A 19,834-nucleotide genomic window follows, 5' to 3' on the forward strand; every position below is an offset into this window, starting at 1 on the left:
CCGAATCAGCACGCCGGCTTGTTGGAGAAGTAGTTCAGCACGACCCTGGTCTTGAGCTCGGGCTTCGTACTCACGTGCACGCCCTCTTCCTCGTAGAGGTCGAGAAGTTGCTGCCGGGTCGCGGCAGCCGCCGACGGATCCTCTTCACGCCCGGAGAGCTCGAGGAAGCGAAGATCGGGCGGCAGATGGAGGGCGCTCCGCGGAAGCACGCGAGGTTCTACCGTGCGCCGTGCGGACCCTGGTTCCGGGGTCGAGGGCGGCTCTTGGACATCCGCCGGCGGTTTACGTCCGCGAGGATCGCCTCTCCGACGGTGTGAACGAATGGATTGCGGGACTGTTCAGTCCTGAAAATCTTGATCGGACTGTTGCACTTCTGGCGGGTGCACAGAGCTAAGAGGATCGCGGCCGCGGACGCGGCTTCAACGTGGTCTGGAGGCGGGTTGGGATCCCGAGGCGCTGACGAGTCAGTACAACGCTGCCGTCGCGGAGAACGAGGCCGCGCTGGCGGGACTGGAGGCGTTGGAGCAGGCCGAGCGTCTGAACGGTGCGGACATCCGCGCGATGGTGGAGGAGCTGGGAGGCCATGAAGGCGGTGCTGAACCAGGCGGATCGAGCGGATTTGGCTGACCTCTACGGCGCCATGAGGCTCGAAGTCCCCTACAACTACAAAACGCGGGTGGCTGATGTTTCCATCAGGCCTAGCCCGCGTGTGGTTAGCATGCGTGTCCGAGGGGGGACTTGAACCCCCACGCCCCGCGAAGGGCACTAGCACCTCAAGCTAGCGCGTCTGCCTATTCCGCCACCCGGACGAGTGGTCGCCCCGCCTCAGCGGTGCTGACCGGAGAACAGTAGCAAACTCCAGGGGTGGAATTCACATCGGGCGGGCGGGGTGGTGACGAGGGGGTGGGGAGAGCGTAGTTTGAAATTCAAGGAGCGGCTCGTGGTGGGAGGTGAGGGGGCATGAGCGGGTGGAACGGCATGTCCTTCGAGGGCAAGGAGACGATGCTCGGGGTGGTGCGGCGAGAGGCCGGACAGTTCTTCGAGATGGTGGACTCCGACGACGTCTGGGAGGCGCCGACCGGGGCCGGGCACTGGCAGGTGCGGGACGTGGTGGCCCACATCACTGACACGACGGAGGCGTACTTCGTCGCCTTCGACGCGGCTCGAGCCGACCAGGAGCTGCCGGAGGCGTACGGGTTGCCGGGGATGGCTGCGCGGGTGGACACACAGGCGCTGGCGCTGCGGTCGGTGCCGCGGACCGAGTTGGTCGAGCGGCTGCGTACGGACTTCGACAAGATGATGGAGATCTTCGACGCGCTGGGCCCAGACGAGTGGACCGGGTTCAACGTCCCGCACTTCTACATGGGTCCGCTGCCGGCGTTCTTCTTCCCGGCGTTCCAGCTGATGGACTACGGCGTCCACTCCTGGGACATCCGGCAGGGGACCGGCCGGGCCCACGGGCTCTCGGGCGAGGCGGCGGATCTCCTCGTACCGTTCATGTTCGTGCTGTGGAAGTACACGACCGGCGCCAAGGATCCGTGCGAGCTCGGCATCCGGATCACCAGCGGCCCGAACGCCGGCGACACGCTGGTGCGAGTCGGCCCGGACGGCATGGACTACGAGCCGGGGGACGCAACCGGACTGCCGACGGTCCTCGAGTTCGACCCGGGCAGCTTCGTGCTGACCGCGTTCGGCCGGAGCAACGCCGGCACGATCCGTGGCGACCGCGCGATCGCCGACCGTTACCTGAACCTGTTCTTCCGGATCTGAGGGGATCGCATGACCGATATCGACCTGCCCGCGATCGAGGCCGAGCGCGACCGGATCAGGACGACGTACCTGACACCGGGCGGGAAGAGTTCCGCGCGCGGGCTGCATCACACCGCGCTGCTGAGTGCGGACGTCGAGCGCACGGTCAAGTTCTACCAGGAGGTGCTCGGGTTCCCGCTGACTGAGATCGTCGGGAACCGCGACTACGAGGGGTCCAACCACTTCTTCTTCGACATCGGGAACGGGAACCTGCTCGCGTTCTTCGACTTCCCCGGGCTCGATCTCGGTCCGTACGCCGAGGTGCTGGGCGGACTGCATCACCTGGCGATCTCGGTGGAGCCGGCGCAGTGGGAGCGGCTGAAGCACAACCTGGACGAGGCCGGCGTCGAGTACTTGGAGGAGAGCGGTACGTCGATCTACTTCCGCGACCCCGATGGCGCCAGGATCGAGCTGATCGCCGACCCACTGGGCGAGATGTACGGCCTAAAGGTGCTCTGACCCGCGAGCGCGGCGGGCGGACCGGCGCGCCTGCCGTAACGGCTCGGGCGTCCGGTGGCCGCCGAGCGACGCCGAGACGATCCGGATCGCTGTGGGCAGGTCGGTTCGCCAACCCGGGTGCACCACCAGCGGGCGGGTGCCTTTCCTCGTGCGGAGCCAGGCCGCGACCTGATCGGTGCCGATCGTCAACGGTGAGGTCGCGCCACGCTCGTCGGCCGGCCAATCTCCGGAGGCGGTCAGCGGGCGATGCGTGACACCGACGGTGGGCAGGTCCAGGACGGCGCCGAGATGCAACGCCAGCCCGGCCTGTCGCGGGTGATCGCGTCCCGTCGCGTCGAGGAGCAACACGGCGGGCTTGGGGCGCAGACGTCGTACGACGTCCTCCCACAACGGACCGACGCGGAGGGCGAGCAGTCCCGGGATGTAAGGACCCGAGGCGTGACCGGTCACCAGCTCCTGCCCGACGACGCGACCGCGATCCAGGACGAGCGCGGCGGCCCAAGCGCGGTCGCCGGCCGAGCCCGGACCTGTCAATCCGTGAGGGAAACAGACCCAGATCCCGCCGATCAGAAGGCGGTCCGGCGGAGTCCACAGTGTCGGTTGCGTGTGGGCAAGCTCCTGCTGCCGCGAGATCAGTTCGCCGGGCTCGGTCGGCCAGGTCATAGGTGGGTGCGGAACCAGTCGCGGGCCAGTTCGGCGACGTGTTCGAGGGTGCCGGGTTCGGTGAAGAGATGGGTGGCGTCGGCAACGATCTCGAGGCGGTTGACGCAACGTAACTGCGTTTGGGCGTCACGATTGAGGCTGAGTACGTCGGTGTCCAGCTCGCCGACGACCAGGAGAGTGGGTGCCGTCACGTCGGCAAGCCGCGCGCCGGCCAGGTCGACTCGTCCGCCCCGGGAGACCACCGCGCGCACGTCGTCGGAAGCGCTGCCGGCCGACCACACCGCGGCGGCGCCGCCGGTACTCGCGCCGAAGTATCCGACCGGGAGATCGCCGATGTCGTCGCGCCGCTCGGCCCACTCGTGGGCAGCTGTCAGTCGCTCAGCCAGCAACGGGATGTCGAAGACGTTCCTTCGATCCTGCGCCTCCACCGGGGTCAGTAGGTCGAACAGCAGGGTGGCGAGACCGGCCCGGTTGAGGACGTGGGCGACGTACTTGTTGCGAGGGCTGTGACGGCTGCTGTCGCTGCCATGGGCGAAGATCACCAGACCAGCCGCCGCCCCCGGCATGGCCAGATCCCCGGGCAGTTCCATACCGCGGGCGTCGATGACGACCTGCTCAATGTTCATGCCCGTCGGCCGAGGGCTCACCGGCCGGGTGCTCCACCAGCGCGATCACCCGGGCGGAGATGAAGCGGGCGGTGCGGATCGGCGTACCGGAGCGGGTCACCTCGACCACCTCGGTGACATTGCGGCTGGTGGTGACCTCGACCCGGCGACCGGCCTTGGTCGCCGTGATCTCGTACGCCGACGCGCCGTTGCCGGTGTCGACGACGATCTCGACCCGATCGCCTTTCATACACCCAACGTACTCGTCTCATCCGGATCCCGACGGGCTCCGGCCTCAACCGTTGACCGGGCGTGCGCCGGGCGGGATCCTCGGATCAACGCTCCGGGGGAAACGAGATGGGGCAACGCAGTCCGTTGGTGACGCTTGCGGCGACAGCCGTGGGTCTCGTCGTCCTGCTCGTGGTGGACAGCACCCAGACCGGCAGCCCGGCCTACACCTCGACCGCGCCGGTGACGAGTACGCCGACAACCACGGCACCCGCGACCACACCGCCGCCGACGCCAACAGCGGCGCCGCAGCAGACCGTCACACCGCAGGCGCAGCGGACCATCGTCTACGCCGGAAGGACGACGAAGCGTGAGGCCTCGGTCGCAATCGCGGTCAAGGGCGATCGAGCCGTCGCCTACGTCTGCGACGGGCGTCGGCTGGAGGCCTGGCTGACCGGCACGTTCACAACGGGTCAACTCGCGCTGCGCTCCCGCACCGGCGAACGGCTCGTCGGCCGGGCTACCGCGAAGTCAGCGGTTGGCACGTTCACGTTACGTGGCCGCACGCTGCACTTCGCGATCGACGCGGCTGGTCCGCCGGCCGGGTTGTACCGGTCGGCGAGCAACAGCAGGACCATCGGGTGGATCGTGCTGCCGGACGGCAGTGAGGTCGGCGTCGACAACGACGGGACGCCGGCACCGGCCCCGCGGCTCGATCCGGCGAGCCGGACCGCGAGCGTCGACGGCGTGCAGGTGACGGCGCAGTCGATCACCGGTGACGAGACGTTCTGAGGAGCGGATGTGACGACGACACCGGTTCACCAGGTCACGAGGGTTGGGATCCCACTCGCGGTCGGGGCCGCGGCCGCCGTCGCGCTCGGCGTCTACGGCCGGGTCCACGATCCCACCGGCGTCGCGATCAACGTCGCGGGCTTCTCGAGCTTCCAGTCCGTGAAGGCCTGGATGGCGACCCTCGCCCTCCTGCTCGGCGTGGTGCAGGTGGTCTCCGCGATGGCCCTCTTCGGACACTTCAAGGGGCTGACCGGGCGCGCCTGGGTCGGCCCGCTCCACCGCTGGTCGGGCCGTGCCGCGGTCGCGGTCACCCTGCCTGTGGTCGCGCATTGCCTGTACGCATTGGGATTCCAGTACGGCGAACCGCGCGTACTGATCCATTCACTGCTCGGCTGCTTCTTCTACGGCGCGTTCGTCGCGAAGATGCTCACGCTCAGTCGCAAGGACACACCGTCGTGGCTGCTGCCCGTGGCCGGCGGTGCCGTGTTCACCGCCCTGGTCGGGCTGTGGCTGACCTCGTCGCTGTGGTTCTTCACCACGTTCGGCATCATCCGTTGAAGGGACCACCTGTGGCTGAGACCAGTCGCCGTACCTTGCTCGTCGCCGCCGGACTGGCGACCGTGACCGGCTGCGCCAAGTACGGCGAACCCAAGAGCACGCCGGCCCCGGCGCCGGCCAACGCCATCCTCGGCAAGACCGAGGACATCCCGGTCGGCGGCGGGGTGATCTTCGCGCCGAACCAGGTGGTCGTCACGCAGCCGACCAAGGGCAGTTTCAAGGCGTTCAGCTCGATCTGCACCCACCTGGGCTGCCCGGTCGCGACGGTCGCGGACGGCACCATCAACTGCGACTGCCACGGCAGCAAGTACGCGATCGCCACCGGCGCCGTAGTCGCCGGACCGGCGCCGCGACCACTCCCGCCCAAGCAGATCACCATCTCCGGCGACTCGATCACCCTGACCTGACGACGATCTGACCGACCAGGTGGGGGAGGATGGGTCGCATGACTTCTCCGACGCCGAGCGACCGTACGTCGTACACCCCCGACGCCGAGGTGGTGGAGCTCTGCAGTGAGCTGATCCGGATCGACACCACGAACTACGGCAACGGCAAGAGCAACGGTGAGCGGGTCGCCGCCGAGTACGTCGCGGCCAAGCTGGACGAGGTCGGGATCGAGTCGACGATCTACGAGTCCGAGCCCGGCCGGGCCACGCTGGTCGCGCACTGGGAAGGCGAGGACCAGTCCGCCGATCCGCTGCTCGTGCACGGTCACCTGGACGTCGTACCGGCCGATCCCAAGGACTGGAAGGTCGACCCGTTCGGCGGGGAGATCTTCGACGGGTGCGTCTGGGGCCGCGGCGCGGTCGACATGAAGGACTTCGACGCGATGGTGCTGTCGGTGGTCCGGGCGCGGCAGCGGGCCGGGGTGAAGCCGCGGCGGCCGGTGCGGCTCGTCTTCACCGCGGATGAGGAGGCCGGTGGCGTGTACGGCGCCCAGTGGCTGGTCAACAACCACCCGGACACCGTTGCCGACTGCACCGAAGGGATCGGCGAGGTCGGCGGATTCTCGGTCACGCTGAAGGACGACCTGCGGCTGTACCTGATCGAGACCGCCGAGAAGGGCATGAACTGGATGCGGCTCAAGGCCCGCGGTACGGCGGGCCACGGGTCGATGGTCAACACCGACAACGCGGTCACCAACCTCGTCGAGGCGGTCACCCGGATCGGCACGCACGAGTGGCCGCTGCGGGTCACGCCGACGGTCCGGGAGTTCCTGAAGACGCTGGAGGACGTGCTCGAGATCGAGCTCGACCCGGACGACATGACCGCGACGCTGGCGAAGCTCGGCAGCTTCAGCCGGATGTTCGGCGCGACGGTCCGCAACAGCTCCAACCCGACGATGCTGAACGCCGGCTACAAGGTGAACGTGATCCCGGGCGACGCCGAGGCGCACATCGACGGCCGGTTCCTGCCCGGGTACGAGGACGAGTTCTTCGCCACCATCGACGAGCTGCTCGGTGACAAGGTGCGGCGCGAGACGGTGGTCGAGGACATCGCGCTGGAGACCGAGTTCAGCGGCGGCCTGGTCGAGGCGATGAAGGCCTGTCTCGCGGCCGAGGACCCACAGAGCCGGACCGCGCCGCTGTTGATGTCAGGTGGTACGGACGCCAAGTCGTGGAGCCGGCTGGGAGTGCGCTGCTTCGGATTCGTGCCGCTGCAGCTGCCGCCGGACCTCGACTTCATGGGCATGTTCCACGGCATCGACGAGCGGGTGCCGACGAGCGCCCTGGAATTCGGTTCCCGGGTCCTGGACCGCTTCTTCGATCAGGCCTGATGCCGCAGGACCACCGTCGGTGGGTTGAGCAGACCTGAGTTCAGGAAGTCGGCAGCATACTCGACGTTCTGGAGGTCGAAGCGGCGTCCGTACTGAGCTGTGACGGATTCGACCAGCGGCGCGAGCTGATCGTCGGCCGCCAAGGCGTTGGCCGCGGTGTTGTGGACGACGATGCGCAGTTCGTTCGGTCCGGGCCGCGCCGCGTGCGTCAGGTCGACGTGGTACGGCGGCGCCCAGAGCGTGCCGCAGAGGGTGTCATTGAGCCAGATCTCGGCGGCGACGCCGATCGGCGGCACGAGCATCGCCCGGTAGGAGTGCGCTGGTAGATAGGTCTCGGCCCCGGTCGGCACTGCTTGGCCGGTGCCGAAGTCGAGCAGCACCCGCATGGTCGCTTCCAGATCAGGTAGCTCGATCGAGGTCTGGTAGGTCGCGGATCCCGAGTACGCCGCTCGGCCGGGATCGTCCTCCCATCGGTGCGGGAGCGTCACGGGCGTGGTCTCATCGGCGAAGCCGACCATCCACGCCGCTCCGCCCGAGCCGACCGTCACCTCTTCCACCGCGACTCGGTCCACCGACGAGCTAGTTGGGACGAGGACGGTCGCCTCGTACGCGTCCAATGTCACCTCTGCGCCGTCGATGACCGTGACCGCGCCGGTGAACGGATCCCACTGCTCAACCGGCCCCTCGTAGCGGACTGTCCGCGGCTCGTTGCCGGTGTTCGCCACGAAGTACACGTCACCGTCGTCCAGTCGCCGGTGCACCACCCCGACGTCGTCCGGCGCTGTCAGCGGTGCACCCGGCAGCGCTGCCGACGGGTCGCTGACCACCGAGCCGCCGGCCGCGCGGACCGCGTCGAGCCAGTGGGTAGTTGCCTCCGGCATCGTCGCGTCCGGGGGTACGACGACCAGCGGAATCCCGGCCGGGTCGACCACACTCAGCGCGTCGTCGTCGATCAGGTCGAAGTCGAGTCCGGCCGACCGGATGCTGCGCGGGATGTCGTCGCCGATCAACCGTCGGACGGTCCGGTACAGATTCACCGATCCGTGCATCTCGGCGTACGCGTCAGAGGCCGGCACGTAGACCTTGACCGGCCGGACCGGTGTTCCCTGCTGCAGCAACCAGGACAAGCGGTGCAGATAGCCGAAGAGATCCGTTGCCACCGGCCACCAAGGGTTGCGGTCGTCGAGGGCACCGGCGGCGTAGAAGATCCAGCCCAGTCCGCGGCCGCCGGACGGCGAGTACGGCCAGCCGTGTCCGATCAGCTGGTTCACCCCGGACAGGAAGTGCTCGTGGGCCTCGCCCTTGAGATCGAGCGGGGTCGCGCGGAACGACGGCGAGTGGACCCAGGTCCAGGCCTCCGCCGACACGACCGATCGGCCGTGGATGCTCGCGGCCGACGACGCCCACCGCGTCTCCGGGATGCTCGTCCACCCCCAGCCCTCGCCCTCGAACAGGTCGGCGAAGCGGTAGCTGCTCATCGTCGCGGGCGGTTCGCCGTAGCTCTGGATCCGGAACAGTACGCCGTGCCCGGCCGCCCAGCGCTGGAAGACCGCGACGAAGTTCTCCTCGTACAACTCCGACAACGTCCGGTGGAAGTCGATGCGTAGTTGCCTCGAGCCGGTCGTGTCGACGAGCAACTCGTACAACCGCGGCCGCAACTCGTATCCGCGTCGGCGGCCGAATTCCTCGAGGATGCCGGCCGTCCAGTCGGCCTGATACACCTCCAGGCTGTCGCAGAACACTGATCCGACCAGCTCCGGCGTGGCCGCCATCAGCAGCGGTTCCGCGACACACCTGATGTGTTCGGCCGCCGCAGCCGCCGAGTAGTGATCGAGCACCGGCCCTTCCGCGCCCGCCGCGGCTCGCTTCACGTTCTGCCCGGTAAGGCGCGAGGACGCGATCAGCACCTCACGCGGCCCGTTGCCCCGCGGCACCCGGATCGTGCCGTCGCTGACCGGAAGTTCGACGTAGGACGTGGGCACACCCCCTGACCCTTCGCCCACGAACGCCGCGACGACCTCGTCTCCTGGCCACGCCGCCACCGCCGGTACGTCGTACGCCTCAGGGCCGATCTCGCGCCGGTCCCAGCAGAGCCGGCGGGCGGCCAGGTCCGGTCCGATATGCCCGCCGCCGAAGGACCAGCCGCTACCCAGCGTCAGATCGAACCTCAGCCCCAACTCGCGTGCCGTCCTCGCGGCATGGCCTACGTCATCGAGGAACTTGTCCGAACCGAAGGGCGTGTCGACCGGGCCCAGGGGATAGACGAAGGCGACCTCGACCCCGCCCAGCCCGGCCGCGGCCATCGCCCGCAGTTGGCGGTCGAGCTCACGCCGGTCCACCGACGGCCCGAACCACCACCATCGCATCATCGGCCGCCCCTCGGGCGGCGGTGTCCGGAACTGGCTTCGTACGTCGTCGACGGTCGCCACCCGATCACCCCATCGCGATCCGCGACCAGAGGTCAACGCCTATGACCACTACCGGTCAGATCCGGTCGCGATGCGGTGATGCCGGAGGTGAGGAGGTACTGACCGATCGCGTACGACGACATGACCAGCGCACCGCGTCCGGGGAAGTCGCGGCCGGCCATCCGCAGCGCGATCAGCGTGTCGGAGATGAAGAACAACGTGCCGCCGAGGCCGCTGCGCGGGCTGTGCCACCGCGAGGCGATCGCAGTTGCCGTGAGCAACAACGCGTATACCGCGACAGGGACGCGCTGACCGCCCAACCCGGGGGAGAGAGCCGCGATCAGCGCCGCCCAGAGCGCGCCGTACGCGGCGAGCACGCGCCACGACCGCTGCGCCGGGTTGGCGAGGAAGACCGCCAGGTAGCAGGCGTGGGCGGCGGCGAAGGCGGCCATGCCGGCCAGTTGGAGATCGGTCTCGAGGAGGAGGTCACCGGCGGCCGACGCCAGCAAGGCCGCTTGGAGGAGTGGCGGTGCGTCCTGGGTCCGCGACCATGACCACAGCAGTGGCATCAGCGGCACTTTGCTGGCCTGCTTGAGGATCTTGACGTCGAAGGCAACGGCCGCCACCTGCACGACCGTCGTACCCCAGAACGCCGTCAACAATCGCCGGTCACGCGCCAACCCCCGCAGGTTCATACGTCCGAGTGTGCCGTACGGCGGGCCGCGGCTCGCCGGTGTTCACGACAAGTTCAACGTGGCGCGGAGGCGCGGGAGGTACCGGATCAGTGGTTTGGGTGGCGTGGGGGTGGTGATGACGGAGAGCGTGAGGCGGTAGCGGAAGGGGGCCGGGGTGAGGTGTTCGCCGGGGCGGAGCTCGGTGGCGAGGGCGCTGCGGGGGACCAGGGCCAGGTGGGCGCGGCGGCGGGCCATGGCGACCGTTGTGCTGAGGGTGACGCCGCGGCGTGGGAGCGCGCCGAGAGCGGCCAGGCGGGCGTGGATGTCTTCGATGCCGCGGTCGTAGGTGGCGAACGCGACCGGACGATCCTTCAGCGGGTGCCGCCCGCGGCCGGGTGGGCGGGCGCCGGGTGGGACGAACAGGACGAGTTCGTCGCGGCCGACGCGGCGCGCGACGGTCTCGCGCGGCAGGGTCATCTGGTCGGCGATCGCGATGAAGGCGGCGTCCATCGTGCCCTCGGCGATGCGCTCGACCAGGAAGTGGCCGTGGTCGACCTGCTGCTCGATGTCCAGGTCGGGCAGATCGGCGTCCAGGACCGGGAAGAGGATCGGCGCGAGGCTGGCGAAGGTGCCGATCACCAGTCGCCGGCCGACGGCGGCCGCCCGGGTGGCGGCGTACACCTCCTCGAGGTGGCCGAGGATATGGTCGGCCCGGCGGCTGAGCTCGGCGCCGGCCGCGGTCGGGCGGGCGCCGCGGGTGTCGCGCTCGAACAGCCTGGTGCCGCACAGGCGTTCCAGCCGGCTCAGTCGCTGGGACGCGGAGGGCTGCGAGATGCGCAGTTCGCGGGCGGCCGTGCCGACGGCGCCCGTACGGGTGACGGCCTGGACCAGCCGCAGGTCCTCGACCGAGGGTAATGAGGCCATAGGTTCAGCCTATGGCAACCAGGCAGCGCCGGCTCACTACCTGAACGGCCGGAAACCTCGAAGAATCAAGGGTATGAGAGCCCGGTCCGAAGCCCTGGCGTTGCTCGCCGGTGGGGGAGCGGCAGACTTCGCCTTCCGGATCGCGCAGGTCGCGCTGCCGCTGGTGATCCTGCGCGAGACGGGCTCGGTCGCCGCGACCGGCCTGGTCGGTGGTGCGGCCGGCATGCCGGTGCTGTTGTCACCGTGGTGGGCCCGAAAGGCACGGCAGTGGGTGGACTCGGGTCCGCGGCTCGCAGTGGTTGCGGCTGTGTCTGCGGCAGCGCTGGCCCTTGTGCCGGCTGCGGCGATGCTCGGACTGCTCACTCCTGGGCTGCTGGTGATCAGCGGACTCCTGCTCGGCTGCGGCGACGCGCTGGCCACGCCGGGCCGGTCGGCTCTACTCGCCGACACCGGAGACCGGTGGGTTGAGGGCAGGGCCGTCGTACTGCTGACCTGGCAGGACGGACTCCGCCGGATCGGCATGATGGTCGGCCCGGTCGTCGGCGCCCTGGCGGTCGCGGCGGACCTGACGAACGGACTCCTCTGGGTCGAAGCCGCGACCGTGCTCGCCTCCGGTCTGCTGGCCTGCACCGTGCGCGCCGAGCGAGCACCTGGAGGTATAGCGACACCCTCGATCCGGGCGAGCCTCGAAGGGCACCGTGAGGTGCTCTACGGCTGGATCGTCCGGGGTACGGGATGTGTGACGTGGTTCGCGTTCACTCTCGGCTTGTCGGTGATCGGCGAGGAGCGCGGACGGCCGGGCATCTACCTCGCCTCCGGCATGACCGGGTACGGCGTGGGGTCGGTGATCGGGACCGCGATCTCGCTGGCGATCGTCCGGCGGATCCGCCCGGTGCCGTTGGCATCGATCGCCTGGACCGGCATGGGGCTGTGCTGGATCGGCATGGGTCTGTGGACCACCCCGGCGGTCGTCGCCGTGATGGGCGCGTTCTCCGGGCTGACCGTCGTCCTGGGGATCGCGGCGATCTCCGTCATCATCACGCGGTCGTCGGCCGGCGCCGAGCGGCGGACGCTGTTGTCGGGCCAGAGTGTGGTGGTGAGCGCGAGCAGTTCGGCCGGGATGCTGGCCGGCGGGCCGGTCATCGCTGCCGCCGGGGCTGAGCCCACTCTGGTCGGAGCCGGGCTGCTGACGGCGCTGGTCGCCGTACTCGTGCTGGTGCGGTGCGAGACTGCGGGGTATGTCCGAGATCGTGATCACCACGTTGGCCGAGCGGCCTGAGTACCTGGAGCGGATGTACGAGTTCGCCGACGCGTGGCCCGAGTTCATGCACAACGACCCGATCGGCAACGCGTTCATGGGTCAGGTGCCGGTGCGGTTCCCCGACCAGTGCGTGGTGGCGACCGAGGACGGTGAGCTGGTGGCACACGGCCGGAGCATCCCGTTCGTCTTCCCGGACGAGAACCGCGCGGAGCTCCCGTCGGGCGGCTGGGACCGGGTGCTGCACTGGGGGTTCGCCGACCTGCGCAACGGCCGAGAGCCGAACGTGTCGAGTGCACTGGAGATCCTGATCCGGCCGTCCCACCTCGGCCGCGGCCTGTCTCACGAGATGCTCAGGGCAATGCGGACGGCGGTGAAGGCGAAGGGACATAGCGCCCTGTTCGCCCCGGTCCGGCCGAACGGCAAGACGGACGCGGATCAGCCGATGACGGAGTACATCAAGCAGCTGCGCCCAGATGGTCTGCCACAAGACCCGTGGCTGCGGGTGCACGTCAGGGCGGGCGCAACCATCGTCAAGGTGGCGCCCCGGTCGATGGTGATTGCGGGCTCACTGGCGGAGTGGCGCGAGTGGACCGGCCTGCCCTTCGACACGACGGGCGACGTGATCGTCCCGAAGGCGCTCGTACCGGTGCATTGCGACGTACGGCATGACCACGCGGTGTACGTCGAGCCCAACGTCTGGATGCGGCACGATCTTTAGCGGGCGAGTCGGCCGAGGAGGGAGGCGGCTGCGCAGATGCCGGCGGTGGCGGCGACGATGAGGACTCCGAAGTCCAGCCAGTAGTTGGTGGGTAGGCCGATGAGCAGGCCGCGCAGGGCGCTGACCTCGTACGTGAGTGGGTTGACGTGGCTGATGACCTGCAGCCAACCGGGCATCAAGCTGACGGGGTACAAGGCGTTGGACGCGAAGAACAGCGGCATGGTGATCGCCTGACCGATGCCCATCAGCCGGTCGCGCCGCAGGACCAGGCCGGCGATCGTCATCGACAGGCAGGAGAAGAAGGCTGCGCCGAGGACGACGACCACGAACACGGCCAGCAACTTCAGCGGATTCCACGTCATGCTGACGCCGAGCAGCGCGGCGACGATGATGACGACGATCGCCTGCGAGATCGTCCGTACGCCGGCCGCGAACGCCTTGCCGGTCACCAGGGCGGAGCGCGGGCTGGGCGTGACGAGGAGCTTGGTGAGGATGCCGGCGTCGCGCTCCCAGATGATCTGGATGCCGTAGAAGATCGCCACGAACAAGGCGGACTGCGCGATGATGCCCGGCGCGAGATAGTCCAGGTACGGAACGTCGCCGGTCGGGATCGCCCGGATCCGGCTGAACGTCTGGCCGAAGATGACCAGCCACAGGATCGGCTGGATCGCGCGGGTGACGAGCTCGGTCCGGTCGTGCCGCAGTTTCTGCAACTCGACCAGGCAGAACGTGGCGATCCGCGACAGCAGCCGGACGGCGGCCCGGGGCCTGGACTCAGCCCATGCGTTGGGCGGTGCGACGGGTGCCACGGACATCGCGCAGGCCTCCCTTCTCGGCAGCGGCGAGACTCTCGCCGGTGTGGTGGCGGAAAACGTCCTCGAGGCTGGCTTCGGGTCCGAGCTCGGCCTTGAGCTCGTCCGGGCTCCCGATCGCGCGCAACCGGCCCTCGTGCATCAGGGCGACCCGGTCGCAGAGCAGGTCGGCCTCCTCCATGTAGTGCGTGGTCAGCAGCACGGTCATCCCGTACCGCTCCTGCATCTGCTGAACCCGGGCCCAGACCGAATCCCGGGCGACCGGGTCGAGGCCGACCGTCGGCTCGTCCAGTACGAGCAGTGCCGGCCGGTTGACCAGCGCCTGCGCCAGCTCCAGGCGGCGCACCATGCCACCGGAGTACGTCGAGGCGAGCCGGTCCGCGGCATCGGTCAGGTCGACGATCTCGAGCACCTCGGCGACCCGGGCGGCCCGCTCCCTACGCGGTACGTCGAACAGCCGCGCGAACCACGACACGTTCTCCCGGGCGGTCAGCGCCCCTTCGATCGACAGCTGCTGCGGGACGTAGCCGAGCATCCGCCGTACCGACATCGCGTCGGTGCGGACGTCGAGCCCGAAGACCCGGACCGTGCCGGACTGCGGTCGGTACAGGGTGTTGAGGACGCGCAGGGTGGTGGTCTTGCCGGCGCCGTTCGGACCGAGCAGGCCGAAACACTCGCCGGGTGACACCTCCAGATCCAGGTTGTCGACGGCGAGATGATCGCCGAACCGATGGCTCAAGCCGTCGATCCGGACGGCCGGAACCGGGTCAGGCACTGAATCCGCACTCATCCTCGCTCCTTCCCCTGCTGGACCAGGGCACGTTCGTCTTGCTGGGGGTGCAACCGCTCCGCGAGTACGTCGAGCACCGGCAACGCGGCCCGCAATGCGTCCCGATCGTCGGTCTCGAGGCCGTCGAGCGCCTGGGTGACGAGCGCGGTACGGCGGTCGCGCCAGGCCTCGACCTGCTCACGGGCCGGCTCGGTCAAGGTCAGCCGGGCGACGCGCCGATCGGCCTCGTCGGGGGAGCGCACGAGCAACCCGCGCTCGATGAGCTGACCGACCAGTGTCGACACCGTGTTCGCGACCAGGCCGAGCTCGGCGGCGGCCTCGGTCACCGAGATGCCGGGGTTGCGGCGGACTGTCCGGACGAGCTCGGTCTGTGAGCCGGTCAGCGTCGACAGCGACCCGGGCCGCCCCGCGGATCGGCGGAGGTGCCGACGCACCAGCCCGAGCGCGGCCAGCAACTCCTCGGCAAGGACGTCGGTGCTCATGCTCCTCAGAATACCTCTGTCACAGAGCTATGTCAGCGACACGAAACCCCAACTAATGGGGGTACGCCGGGGAGCCGGTCCGTCGGAGCATCGATGCCATGAACACAACAGACAGCAACAAAGCCGTCGTCAGGGACTTCATCGACGGACTGTTCACCAAGGGGGACCCGAGCGCGGTCGACACGTACCTCGCCGGGGACTTCATCAACCACGATCCGCCGTTCGGAGTCACGCCGGACGGTGACGGGATGCGGGCGGCCGGCGCGATGATGCGGGCCGCGTTCCCCGACTGGCACAGCGAGCTGCACGCACTCGTTGCCGAGGGCGACATCGTGGTCGAGCGGTTCACCGCCGGCGGGACCCACGAGGGCGAGGTGATGGGCATCGCGCCGACCGGGAAGACGGTCAGCCTGCCCGGGATCAACATCTTCCGGCTCCGCGACGGCCGGATCGTCGAGCGCTGGGGCCGCCTGGACGACCTCGGTTTCCTCAGGCAGCTCGGCGTCGTACCGGCGTAGCATCACGATCATGGGGGCGGCGGATCGCCTGGACGTGCTGATTCAGCGCTGTTACGCGGGGCTGGACGCCGATGAGCTGCGGTCCGAGACGTTGCGCCGGCTGAAGGGCCTGATGACGATCGACGCGGCGTTCTTCGCGACGGTCGATCCGGCCACCGTGCTGTTCACGGCGGTCAGTGTGGACGAACCGCTCGGTGCGGTGACCGAGCAGTTCCTCGCGAACGAGTTCGGCCAGGCGGATGTGAACAAGTTCGCCACACTCGCCGCGGCACGCGATCCGGTCAGCTCACTCGGGCACGCGACGAAGGGTGATTGGGCGAGCAGCGCTCGGTACGCCGAGGTGATGCGGCCACTCGGTCTCGGCGACGAACTCCGGGCCGCGCTGGTGTCGAACGGCCGCTGCTGGGGCGTCATCTGCCTGCACCGCGAGGACGCGGACGCCGGGTTCTCGGAGCAGGAGTTGCAGCTGATACGGCGCTTGACACCACATCTGGCCGAGGGACTGCGACGAGGCCTCCGCATGGGGTCGATGGAGACCGCGGACGTCGGGCCGGGGGTGGTCGTGCTCGATGCGGATCTGCGGGTGGAGTCGATCAGTGCGGAGGCCGAGCACTGGTTGGCCGAGCTGGAGCCGGATCGTCGCAGTGAGCTCCCCGTCGCGGTGCGAGCGGTGGCCGCTCAGCTGATGCGGGTGCAGGAACTGCCCGCAGCGCCGGCGGTCAAGGTGCGGACGAACGCGGGCCGCTGGCTGGCCCTGCACGCCTCGACACTTCGAGGCGGTGGCGAGCGGACCGCGGTGGTGATCGAGCCGGTCACTCCGGCGCAGCTGGGGTCGTTCCTGCTGGATGTGCATGGGTTGACGCCGGCTCAGCAGCGCGTGACGGAGTTGCTGTTGCAGGGGTTCTCCACACGGCAGATCGTCGAGCGGCTGTGCTTGTCGCCGTACACCGTGCAGGAACATGTGCGAGCGGCGTACGACAAGGTCGGCGTCGGCAGCCGCCGGGAGCTGGTGACGGCGTTGCTCAGAGGGTCCGCATCACCCGGATGATGCGGCGGCGGAGCCAGACCCGCCGGGTGCCGTCGGGGTAGCGTCTCAGCCGGGCCAGCTCCCAGCCGCCGTACTCCGCGTGCTCGGTCAGCAAACGACGGACCGCGCCACGCGATTCCGTCCTCGACACCTCGAACTGCTGTAGCTCATATTCGGCCATCCGCACCTCCAACGACTTACGACACATCCTCCAGCGCAGCGACGATCGCGGGCGGGAGGGTCAGCTCCTCCACACCCAGGACCGACTTGAGCTGCATCGCCGTCCGGGCCCCGACGATCGCCGCCGACACTCCCGGCCGGTCCCGCACCCAGGTGAGCGCCACCTCGAGTGGGGTCCAGCCGAGCCCGTCGGCGGCTCGTGCGACCGCTTCCACGATGCCCGAACCGCGGCCGTCGAGATAGGGGTCGACGAATCTGGACAGATGCTGAGACGCCGCCCGGGAGTCCGCCGGGATGCCCGTTCGGTACTTTCCAGTCAACACACCGCGGCCAAGCGGCGACCAGGCCAGCACCCCGATCCCGAGCCCGCCGGCCGCGCGGATCGCGTCCGCCTCGGCGTCGCGGGCCAGCAGTGAGTACTCGACCTGGTTGGACACCGGCACCGCGCGACCGGGCCAGGCCTGCTGCCAGGTGACGGCCCGGGCCGACTTCCAGCCGGCGTAGTTCGACACGCCGACATACCGGACCTTGCCCGAGTTCACCGCGTGGTCGAGCGCGGACAGCGTCTCCTCCAGCGGTACGTCGTCCGACCAGGTGTGCAGCTGCCACAGGTCGATGTGGTCGACGTTCAGCCGTCGCAGCGACGCCTCGAGGTCACGCAGCAGGGCACCCCGCGAGGTGTCGGTGATCCGCTCGCCGCGGCGGACGCTGAACCCGGCCTTGGTCGCGATCACCAGGTCGTCGCGGTCCACCACGTCGCCGAGCAGCGACCCGATCAGGCGCTCGCTGTCGCCGTCGCCGTACGCCGCCGCGGTGTCGATCAGCGTGCCGCCGGCGGCGACGAACGCGGCGAGCTGCTCGCGCGCCTCGTGCTCGTCGGTGTCGCGGCCCCAGGACATGGTGCCCAGGCCGAGCCTGCTCACCGCCAGTCCACTGTGACCGAGATAGCGCTGCTGCATGACCCGAGCCTATTGCGGGCCACCGACAACGGCTCGCTAGGCTCGCCAGTCATGCGACTCGGACTCAACATCGGCTTCGTCTTCGGCGGCGACGACCATCTGGACCATCTGCGGCTGGTGCGAGAGGCCGAGCGGCTCGGATTCTCGGTCACCTGGGCGGCGGAGGCATACGGCTCGGACGCCGCCACGCTGCTCAGCTGGATCGCCGCCCAGACCACCACGATCGACGTCGGCGCCGCGGTCTTCCAGATCCCGGCCCGGTCCCCGGCGATGACCGCGATGACCGCGGCCACCCTGGACCGGCTGTCGAACGGCCGGTTCCGGCTCGGCCTCGGCGTGTCCGGACCGCAGGTGTCGGAGGGCTGGCACGGCGTCCGGTTCTCTCAGCCGTTGCTCAGGACACGTGAGTACGTTGCCATCGTGAACTCCGCTCTCCGCCGTGAGACCGTTGCGTACGAGGGCAAGTACTTCACGCTGCCGCTGCCGGACGGACCGGGCAAGGCGCTCAAGCTGACCGTCCGGCCGATCCGTGACCACGTGCCGATCTACCTGGCCGCGGTCGGCCCCAAGAACCTCGAGCTGGCCGGCGAGATCGCCGACGGCTGGCTCGGCATCCTCAACGACCCCGCCTATCTGGGAGAGCAGTTGAACCACGTCAAGACGGGCCGCGAGACCCGCCAACTCGGGCTCGACGGTTTCGACGTCGTCGCGTCCGTACCGGTGATGACCGGAGACGACCTGCACGCCGCGGCCGACCCGATCCGTGGATACGCCGCGCTGTACATCGGCGGCATGGGCAGCCGGGAGAAGAACTTCTACAACGCGCTCGCGGTCCGGATGGGCTACGCCGACGAGGCCAAGGAGATCCAGGACCTCTACCTGGACAAGAAGCACCGCGAGGCGATGGCCGCCGTACCGGAAGGATTCATCGACTCGATCTCGCTGCTCGGCGGCAAGGAGCGGATGGCCGACAAGCTCACCGCGTACGCCGAGGCCGGCGCGACGACCGTCGCGATCACGCCGTTCGCGTCCACCGTCGACCAGCGGATCGCCGACCTGCGCACGGTCGCCGAGGCGCTCGACCTCGCCGGAGTCGGTCACTGATGACGATCTGGGACGCCATCATCCTCGGCATCGTCGAGGGCCTGACCGAATTCCTGCCGGTGTCCAGCACCGGCCACCTGACCATCGTGTCGAAGATGCTCGGCCTGCAGATCGACGACCCGGCGATCACCGGCTTCACCGCGGTGATCCAGGTCGGCGCGATCGCGGCGGTCGTCCTGTTCTTCTGGAAGGACATCCGGCGGATCGCCGTCGCCTGGGTGCGCGGCCTGGTCAAACCCGAGCACCGTGGTGAGTTCGACCACCGGATGGGCTGGTACGTGATCGTCGGCTCGGTGCCGATCGTCATCGTCGGGTTCCTCGCGCGAGACATCATCTCCGGTCCGCTGCGCAGCCTGTGGTGGGTGGCCGCGGCTTTGATCGCCTGGTCGTTCGTGATGGTTGCCGCCGAGCGCCTCGGCACCAAGAGCCGGCCGCTGGAGAAGCTCACCTTCGTCGACGCGCTCGTGATGGGCCTGGTCCAGTGCCTGGCGCTGATCCCGGGCATCTCGCGGTCGGGCGCGACGATCTCGGCCGGCCTGTTCCGCGGCCTGGAACGGGTGGCCGCGGCCAGGGTCTCCTTTCTGCTCGGCATTCCGGCCCTGGTCGGGGCCGGTGCGTACGAGCTGAAGGACGCCCTGAACGGCGACGTCGGCGCCGTCCCGCTGCTGGTCGGAACCGTGGTCAGCTTCATCGTCGCCTACGTGTCGATCGCCTGGCTGCTGCGGTTCCTCGTCAACCACACGATCGAGGTGTTCGCCTTCTACCGCCTCCTGCTCGGCATCGTCCTCGTCATCCTGCTGGCCACCAGCACGATCACGGCGACTTAGCTCGGATCCGCGGCTGCTGACCGGTCCGGCCCACGCCGGCCCGCGGGTTGCGGCCTGGGTGGACGTGGCGCACTCACTAACCCGGTCCGTCAGCCGCCGAGTGCTCGCGGCCGAGCGGGGTCTCTCTGGCATCGTGCTGTGAGTGGTGCAGGTCCGGTCAGCGGCCCGGCATCGCCAAACCCGCCACCCCCCGCCGGGGCGGGGGGTGGGTGGACTTCCAGGCCATCACAATCGCCGAGATGCTGCGATGGTCCGTGGG

At 69.2% G+C, this 19,834-nt stretch carries 24 protein-coding genes and 1 tRNA gene; 12 read left to right on the forward strand and 13 right to left on the reverse strand.

Annotated elements, in window-relative coordinates; genetic code table 11:
- Nucleotides 1-5: 5 nt before the first annotated feature.
- Nucleotides 6-209, reverse strand: coding sequence for a hypothetical protein (locus OG555_RS34125; RefSeq protein ID WP_329476735.1), 204 nt, complete (start codon nt 207-209; stop codon nt 6-8).
- 514 nt (nt 210-723) lie between these two features.
- Nucleotides 724-809 (reverse strand) — tRNA-Leu (locus OG555_RS34130).
- A 151-nt stretch (nt 810-960) separates the two neighbouring features.
- Here OG555_RS34130 and OG555_RS34135 point away from each other — a divergent pair.
- Together OG555_RS34135 and OG555_RS34140 are read left to right on the forward strand one after the other, a co-directional pair.
- Nucleotides 961-1,770 carry a maleylpyruvate isomerase family mycothiol-dependent enzyme gene (locus tag OG555_RS34135; RefSeq protein ID WP_329476737.1) on the forward strand — a complete coding sequence of 270 codons (810 nt, stop codon included), beginning with the start codon at nt 961-963 and terminating at the stop codon, nt 1,768-1,770.
- A gap of 9 nt (nt 1,771-1,779) precedes the next feature.
- On the forward strand, nt 1,780-2,268 hold the full coding sequence (locus OG555_RS34140; RefSeq protein WP_329476740.1) for a VOC family protein: 489 nt from the start codon (nt 1,780-1,782) through the stop codon (nt 2,266-2,268).
- Here the strand turns inward: OG555_RS34140 and OG555_RS34145 are convergent.
- The 3 genes from OG555_RS34145 to OG555_RS34155 are packed head-to-tail and all read right to left on the reverse strand — an operon-like array spanning nt 2,254 to nt 3,786.
- Nucleotides 2,254-2,931: an endonuclease V gene (locus OG555_RS34145; RefSeq protein WP_329476742.1), complete on the reverse strand. Its 678-nt coding sequence runs from the start codon at nt 2,929-2,931 to the stop codon at nt 2,254-2,256. The genes OG555_RS34140 and OG555_RS34145 overlap by 15 nt on opposite strands.
- Complete coding sequence (locus tag OG555_RS34150) at nt 2,928-3,557, reverse strand: dienelactone hydrolase family protein (RefSeq protein ID WP_329476744.1); 630 nt, start codon at nt 3,555-3,557, stop codon at nt 2,928-2,930. Before OG555_RS34150 ends, OG555_RS34145 begins: the two co-directional genes overlap by 4 nt.
- Nucleotides 3,547-3,786 (reverse strand): hypothetical protein, encoded by a 240-nt coding sequence (locus tag OG555_RS34155; RefSeq protein ID WP_329476746.1) that lies wholly within the window; start codon nt 3,784-3,786, stop codon nt 3,547-3,549. Before OG555_RS34155 ends, OG555_RS34150 begins: the two co-directional genes overlap by 11 nt.
- Before the next feature lie 107 nt (nt 3,787-3,893).
- On the opposite strand from OG555_RS34155, the gene OG555_RS34160 reads away from it, so the two are divergent.
- From OG555_RS34160 to OG555_RS34175, 4 genes are read left to right on the forward strand one after another with little or no spacing between them, the layout of a single operon-like run.
- The gene (locus OG555_RS34160) at nt 3,894-4,556 is read left to right on the forward strand and encodes a hypothetical protein (RefSeq protein WP_329476748.1); all 663 of its coding nucleotides are present in this window, start codon (nt 3,894-3,896) and stop codon (nt 4,554-4,556) included.
- Between the two features lie 9 nt (nt 4,557-4,565).
- Nucleotides 4,566-5,114, forward strand: coding sequence for a DUF6529 family protein (locus OG555_RS34165; protein ID WP_329476750.1), 549 nt, complete (start codon nt 4,566-4,568; stop codon nt 5,112-5,114).
- An 11-nt stretch (nt 5,115-5,125) separates the two neighbouring features.
- Nucleotides 5,126-5,521, forward strand: a complete 396-nt coding sequence (locus OG555_RS34170) for a Rieske (2Fe-2S) protein (RefSeq protein WP_329476752.1) — start codon at nt 5,126-5,128, stop codon at nt 5,519-5,521.
- 38 nt (nt 5,522-5,559) lie between these two features.
- Nucleotides 5,560-6,891, forward strand: a complete 1,332-nt coding sequence (locus OG555_RS34175) for a M20/M25/M40 family metallo-hydrolase (protein ID WP_329476754.1) — start codon at nt 5,560-5,562, stop codon at nt 6,889-6,891.
- On the opposite strand, the gene OG555_RS34180 is transcribed toward OG555_RS34175, so the two are convergent.
- Genes OG555_RS34180 through OG555_RS34190 form a run of 3 tightly spaced genes read right to left on the reverse strand, consistent with a single transcriptional unit; the run spans nt 6,882 to nt 10,897 of the window.
- Nucleotides 6,882-9,320 carry a glycosyl hydrolase gene (locus OG555_RS34180; protein WP_329476756.1) on the reverse strand — a complete coding sequence of 813 codons (2,439 nt, stop codon included), beginning with the start codon at nt 9,318-9,320 and terminating at the stop codon, nt 6,882-6,884. The genes OG555_RS34175 and OG555_RS34180 overlap by 10 nt on opposite strands.
- A gap of 32 nt (nt 9,321-9,352) precedes the next feature.
- The gene (locus OG555_RS34185; protein ID WP_329476758.1) at nt 9,353-9,994 is read right to left on the reverse strand and encodes a lysoplasmalogenase; all 642 of its coding nucleotides are present in this window, start codon (nt 9,992-9,994) and stop codon (nt 9,353-9,355) included.
- A 42-nt stretch (nt 9,995-10,036) separates the two neighbouring features.
- Complete coding sequence (locus OG555_RS34190; RefSeq protein ID WP_329476760.1) at nt 10,037-10,897, reverse strand: LysR family transcriptional regulator; 861 nt, start codon at nt 10,895-10,897, stop codon at nt 10,037-10,039.
- 73 nt (nt 10,898-10,970) lie between these two features.
- Between OG555_RS34190 and OG555_RS34195 the strand changes: the two genes are divergently transcribed.
- Both OG555_RS34195 and OG555_RS34200 read left to right on the forward strand, forming a co-directional pair.
- Nucleotides 10,971-12,176 (forward strand): MFS transporter, encoded by a 1,206-nt coding sequence (locus tag OG555_RS34195; protein WP_329476762.1) that lies wholly within the window; start codon nt 10,971-10,973, stop codon nt 12,174-12,176.
- Complete coding sequence (locus OG555_RS34200) at nt 12,136-12,876, forward strand: N-acetyltransferase (RefSeq protein WP_329476764.1); 741 nt, start codon at nt 12,136-12,138, stop codon at nt 12,874-12,876. Before OG555_RS34195 ends, OG555_RS34200 begins: the two co-directional genes overlap by 41 nt.
- Here the strand turns inward: OG555_RS34200 and OG555_RS34205 are convergent.
- The 3 genes from OG555_RS34205 to OG555_RS34215 are packed head-to-tail and all read right to left on the reverse strand — an operon-like array spanning nt 12,873 to nt 14,960.
- Entirely contained in the window at nt 12,873-13,691 is an 819-nt protein-coding gene (locus OG555_RS34205) for an ABC transporter permease (RefSeq protein ID WP_329476766.1), read from the reverse strand. The genes OG555_RS34200 and OG555_RS34205 overlap by 4 nt on opposite strands.
- Nucleotides 13,651-14,478, reverse strand: a complete 828-nt coding sequence (locus OG555_RS34210) for an ABC transporter ATP-binding protein (protein ID WP_329476769.1) — start codon at nt 14,476-14,478, stop codon at nt 13,651-13,653. The genes OG555_RS34205 and OG555_RS34210 overlap by 41 nt, the downstream gene beginning before the upstream one ends.
- Entirely contained in the window at nt 14,475-14,960 is a 486-nt protein-coding gene (locus tag OG555_RS34215; RefSeq protein WP_329476771.1) for a MarR family winged helix-turn-helix transcriptional regulator, read from the reverse strand. Before OG555_RS34215 ends, OG555_RS34210 begins: the two co-directional genes overlap by 4 nt.
- A gap of 98 nt (nt 14,961-15,058) precedes the next feature.
- On the opposite strand from OG555_RS34215, the gene OG555_RS34220 reads away from it, so the two are divergent.
- Entirely contained in the window at nt 15,059-15,478 is a 420-nt protein-coding gene (locus OG555_RS34220; protein WP_329476773.1) for an ester cyclase, read from the forward strand.
- Nucleotides 15,479-15,488: 10 nt separating this feature from the next.
- The gene (locus OG555_RS34225; RefSeq protein WP_329476775.1) at nt 15,489-16,526 is read left to right on the forward strand and encodes a LuxR C-terminal-related transcriptional regulator; all 1,038 of its coding nucleotides are present in this window, start codon (nt 15,489-15,491) and stop codon (nt 16,524-16,526) included.
- On the opposite strand, the gene OG555_RS34230 is transcribed toward OG555_RS34225, so the two are convergent.
- Nucleotides 16,501-16,686 (reverse strand): DUF5703 family protein, encoded by a 186-nt coding sequence (locus OG555_RS34230; protein WP_130448421.1) that lies wholly within the window; start codon nt 16,684-16,686, stop codon nt 16,501-16,503. The genes OG555_RS34225 and OG555_RS34230 overlap by 26 nt on opposite strands.
- Before the next feature lie 16 nt (nt 16,687-16,702).
- Complete coding sequence (locus OG555_RS34235; RefSeq protein WP_328520594.1) at nt 16,703-17,644, reverse strand: aldo/keto reductase; 942 nt, start codon at nt 17,642-17,644, stop codon at nt 16,703-16,705.
- Nucleotides 17,645-17,695: 51 nt separating this feature from the next.
- Here OG555_RS34235 and OG555_RS34240 point away from each other — a divergent pair, with 51 nt between their 5' ends.
- Both OG555_RS34240 and OG555_RS34245 read left to right on the forward strand, forming a co-directional pair.
- Nucleotides 17,696-18,748, forward strand: coding sequence for an LLM class F420-dependent oxidoreductase (locus tag OG555_RS34240; protein WP_329476777.1), 1,053 nt, complete (start codon nt 17,696-17,698; stop codon nt 18,746-18,748).
- Complete coding sequence (locus tag OG555_RS34245) at nt 18,748-19,575, forward strand: undecaprenyl-diphosphate phosphatase (RefSeq protein ID WP_329476779.1); 828 nt, start codon at nt 18,748-18,750, stop codon at nt 19,573-19,575. The genes OG555_RS34240 and OG555_RS34245 overlap by 1 nt, the downstream gene beginning before the upstream one ends.
- Nucleotides 19,576-19,834 lie beyond the last annotated feature (259 nt).

The organism is Kribbella sp. NBC_01484 (assembly GCF_036227145.1).
Classification (GTDB): domain Bacteria; phylum Actinomycetota; class Actinomycetes; order Propionibacteriales; family Kribbellaceae; genus Kribbella.

What these genes read in the sequence shown, in the direction of transcription:
- OG555_RS34220 (WP_329476773.1), top strand. Translation starts at nt 15,059, where the DNA reads ATGAACACAACAGACAGCAACAAAGCCGTCGTCAGGGACTTCATCGAC.
- OG555_RS34230 (WP_130448421.1), bottom strand. Translation starts at nt 16,686, where the DNA reads ATGGCCGAATATGAGCTACAGCAGTTCGAGGTGTCGAGGACGGAATCG.
- OG555_RS34190 (WP_329476760.1), bottom strand. Translation starts at nt 10,897, where the DNA reads ATGGCCTCATTACCCTCGGTCGAGGACCTGCGGCTGGTCCAGGCCGTC.
- OG555_RS34140 (WP_329476740.1), top strand. Translation starts at nt 1,780, where the DNA reads ATGACCGATATCGACCTGCCCGCGATCGAGGCCGAGCGCGACCGGATC.
- OG555_RS34135 (WP_329476737.1), top strand. Translation starts at nt 961, where the DNA reads ATGAGCGGGTGGAACGGCATGTCCTTCGAGGGCAAGGAGACGATGCTC.
- OG555_RS34235 (WP_328520594.1), bottom strand. Translation starts at nt 17,644, where the DNA reads ATGCAGCAGCGCTATCTCGGTCACAGTGGACTGGCGGTGAGCAGGCTC.
- OG555_RS34205 (WP_329476766.1), bottom strand. Translation starts at nt 13,691, where the DNA reads ATGTCCGTGGCACCCGTCGCACCGCCCAACGCATGGGCTGAGTCCAGG.
- OG555_RS34185 (WP_329476758.1), bottom strand. Translation starts at nt 9,994, where the DNA reads ATGAACCTGCGGGGGTTGGCGCGTGACCGGCGATTGTTGACGGCGTTC.
- OG555_RS34225 (WP_329476775.1), top strand. Translation starts at nt 15,489, where the DNA reads ATGGGGGCGGCGGATCGCCTGGACGTGCTGATTCAGCGCTGTTACGCG.
- OG555_RS34210 (WP_329476769.1), bottom strand. Translation starts at nt 14,478, where the DNA reads ATGAGTGCGGATTCAGTGCCTGACCCGGTTCCGGCCGTCCGGATCGAC.
- OG555_RS34145 (WP_329476742.1), bottom strand. Translation starts at nt 2,931, where the DNA reads ATGACCTGGCCGACCGAGCCCGGCGAACTGATCTCGCGGCAGCAGGAG.
- OG555_RS34215 (WP_329476771.1), bottom strand. Translation starts at nt 14,960, where the DNA reads ATGAGCACCGACGTCCTTGCCGAGGAGTTGCTGGCCGCGCTCGGGCTG.
- OG555_RS34245 (WP_329476779.1), top strand. Translation starts at nt 18,748, where the DNA reads ATGACGATCTGGGACGCCATCATCCTCGGCATCGTCGAGGGCCTGACC.
- OG555_RS34240 (WP_329476777.1), top strand. Translation starts at nt 17,696, where the DNA reads ATGCGACTCGGACTCAACATCGGCTTCGTCTTCGGCGGCGACGACCAT.
- OG555_RS34200 (WP_329476764.1), top strand. Translation starts at nt 12,136, where the DNA reads ATGTCCGAGATCGTGATCACCACGTTGGCCGAGCGGCCTGAGTACCTG.
- OG555_RS34155 (WP_329476746.1), bottom strand. Translation starts at nt 3,786, where the DNA reads ATGAAAGGCGATCGGGTCGAGATCGTCGTCGACACCGGCAACGGCGCG.
- OG555_RS34150 (WP_329476744.1), bottom strand. Translation starts at nt 3,557, where the DNA reads ATGAACATTGAGCAGGTCGTCATCGACGCCCGCGGTATGGAACTGCCC.
- OG555_RS34160 (WP_329476748.1), top strand. Translation starts at nt 3,894, where the DNA reads ATGGGGCAACGCAGTCCGTTGGTGACGCTTGCGGCGACAGCCGTGGGT.
- OG555_RS34195 (WP_329476762.1), top strand. Translation starts at nt 10,971, where the DNA reads ATGAGAGCCCGGTCCGAAGCCCTGGCGTTGCTCGCCGGTGGGGGAGCG.
- OG555_RS34175 (WP_329476754.1), top strand. Translation starts at nt 5,560, where the DNA reads ATGACTTCTCCGACGCCGAGCGACCGTACGTCGTACACCCCCGACGCC.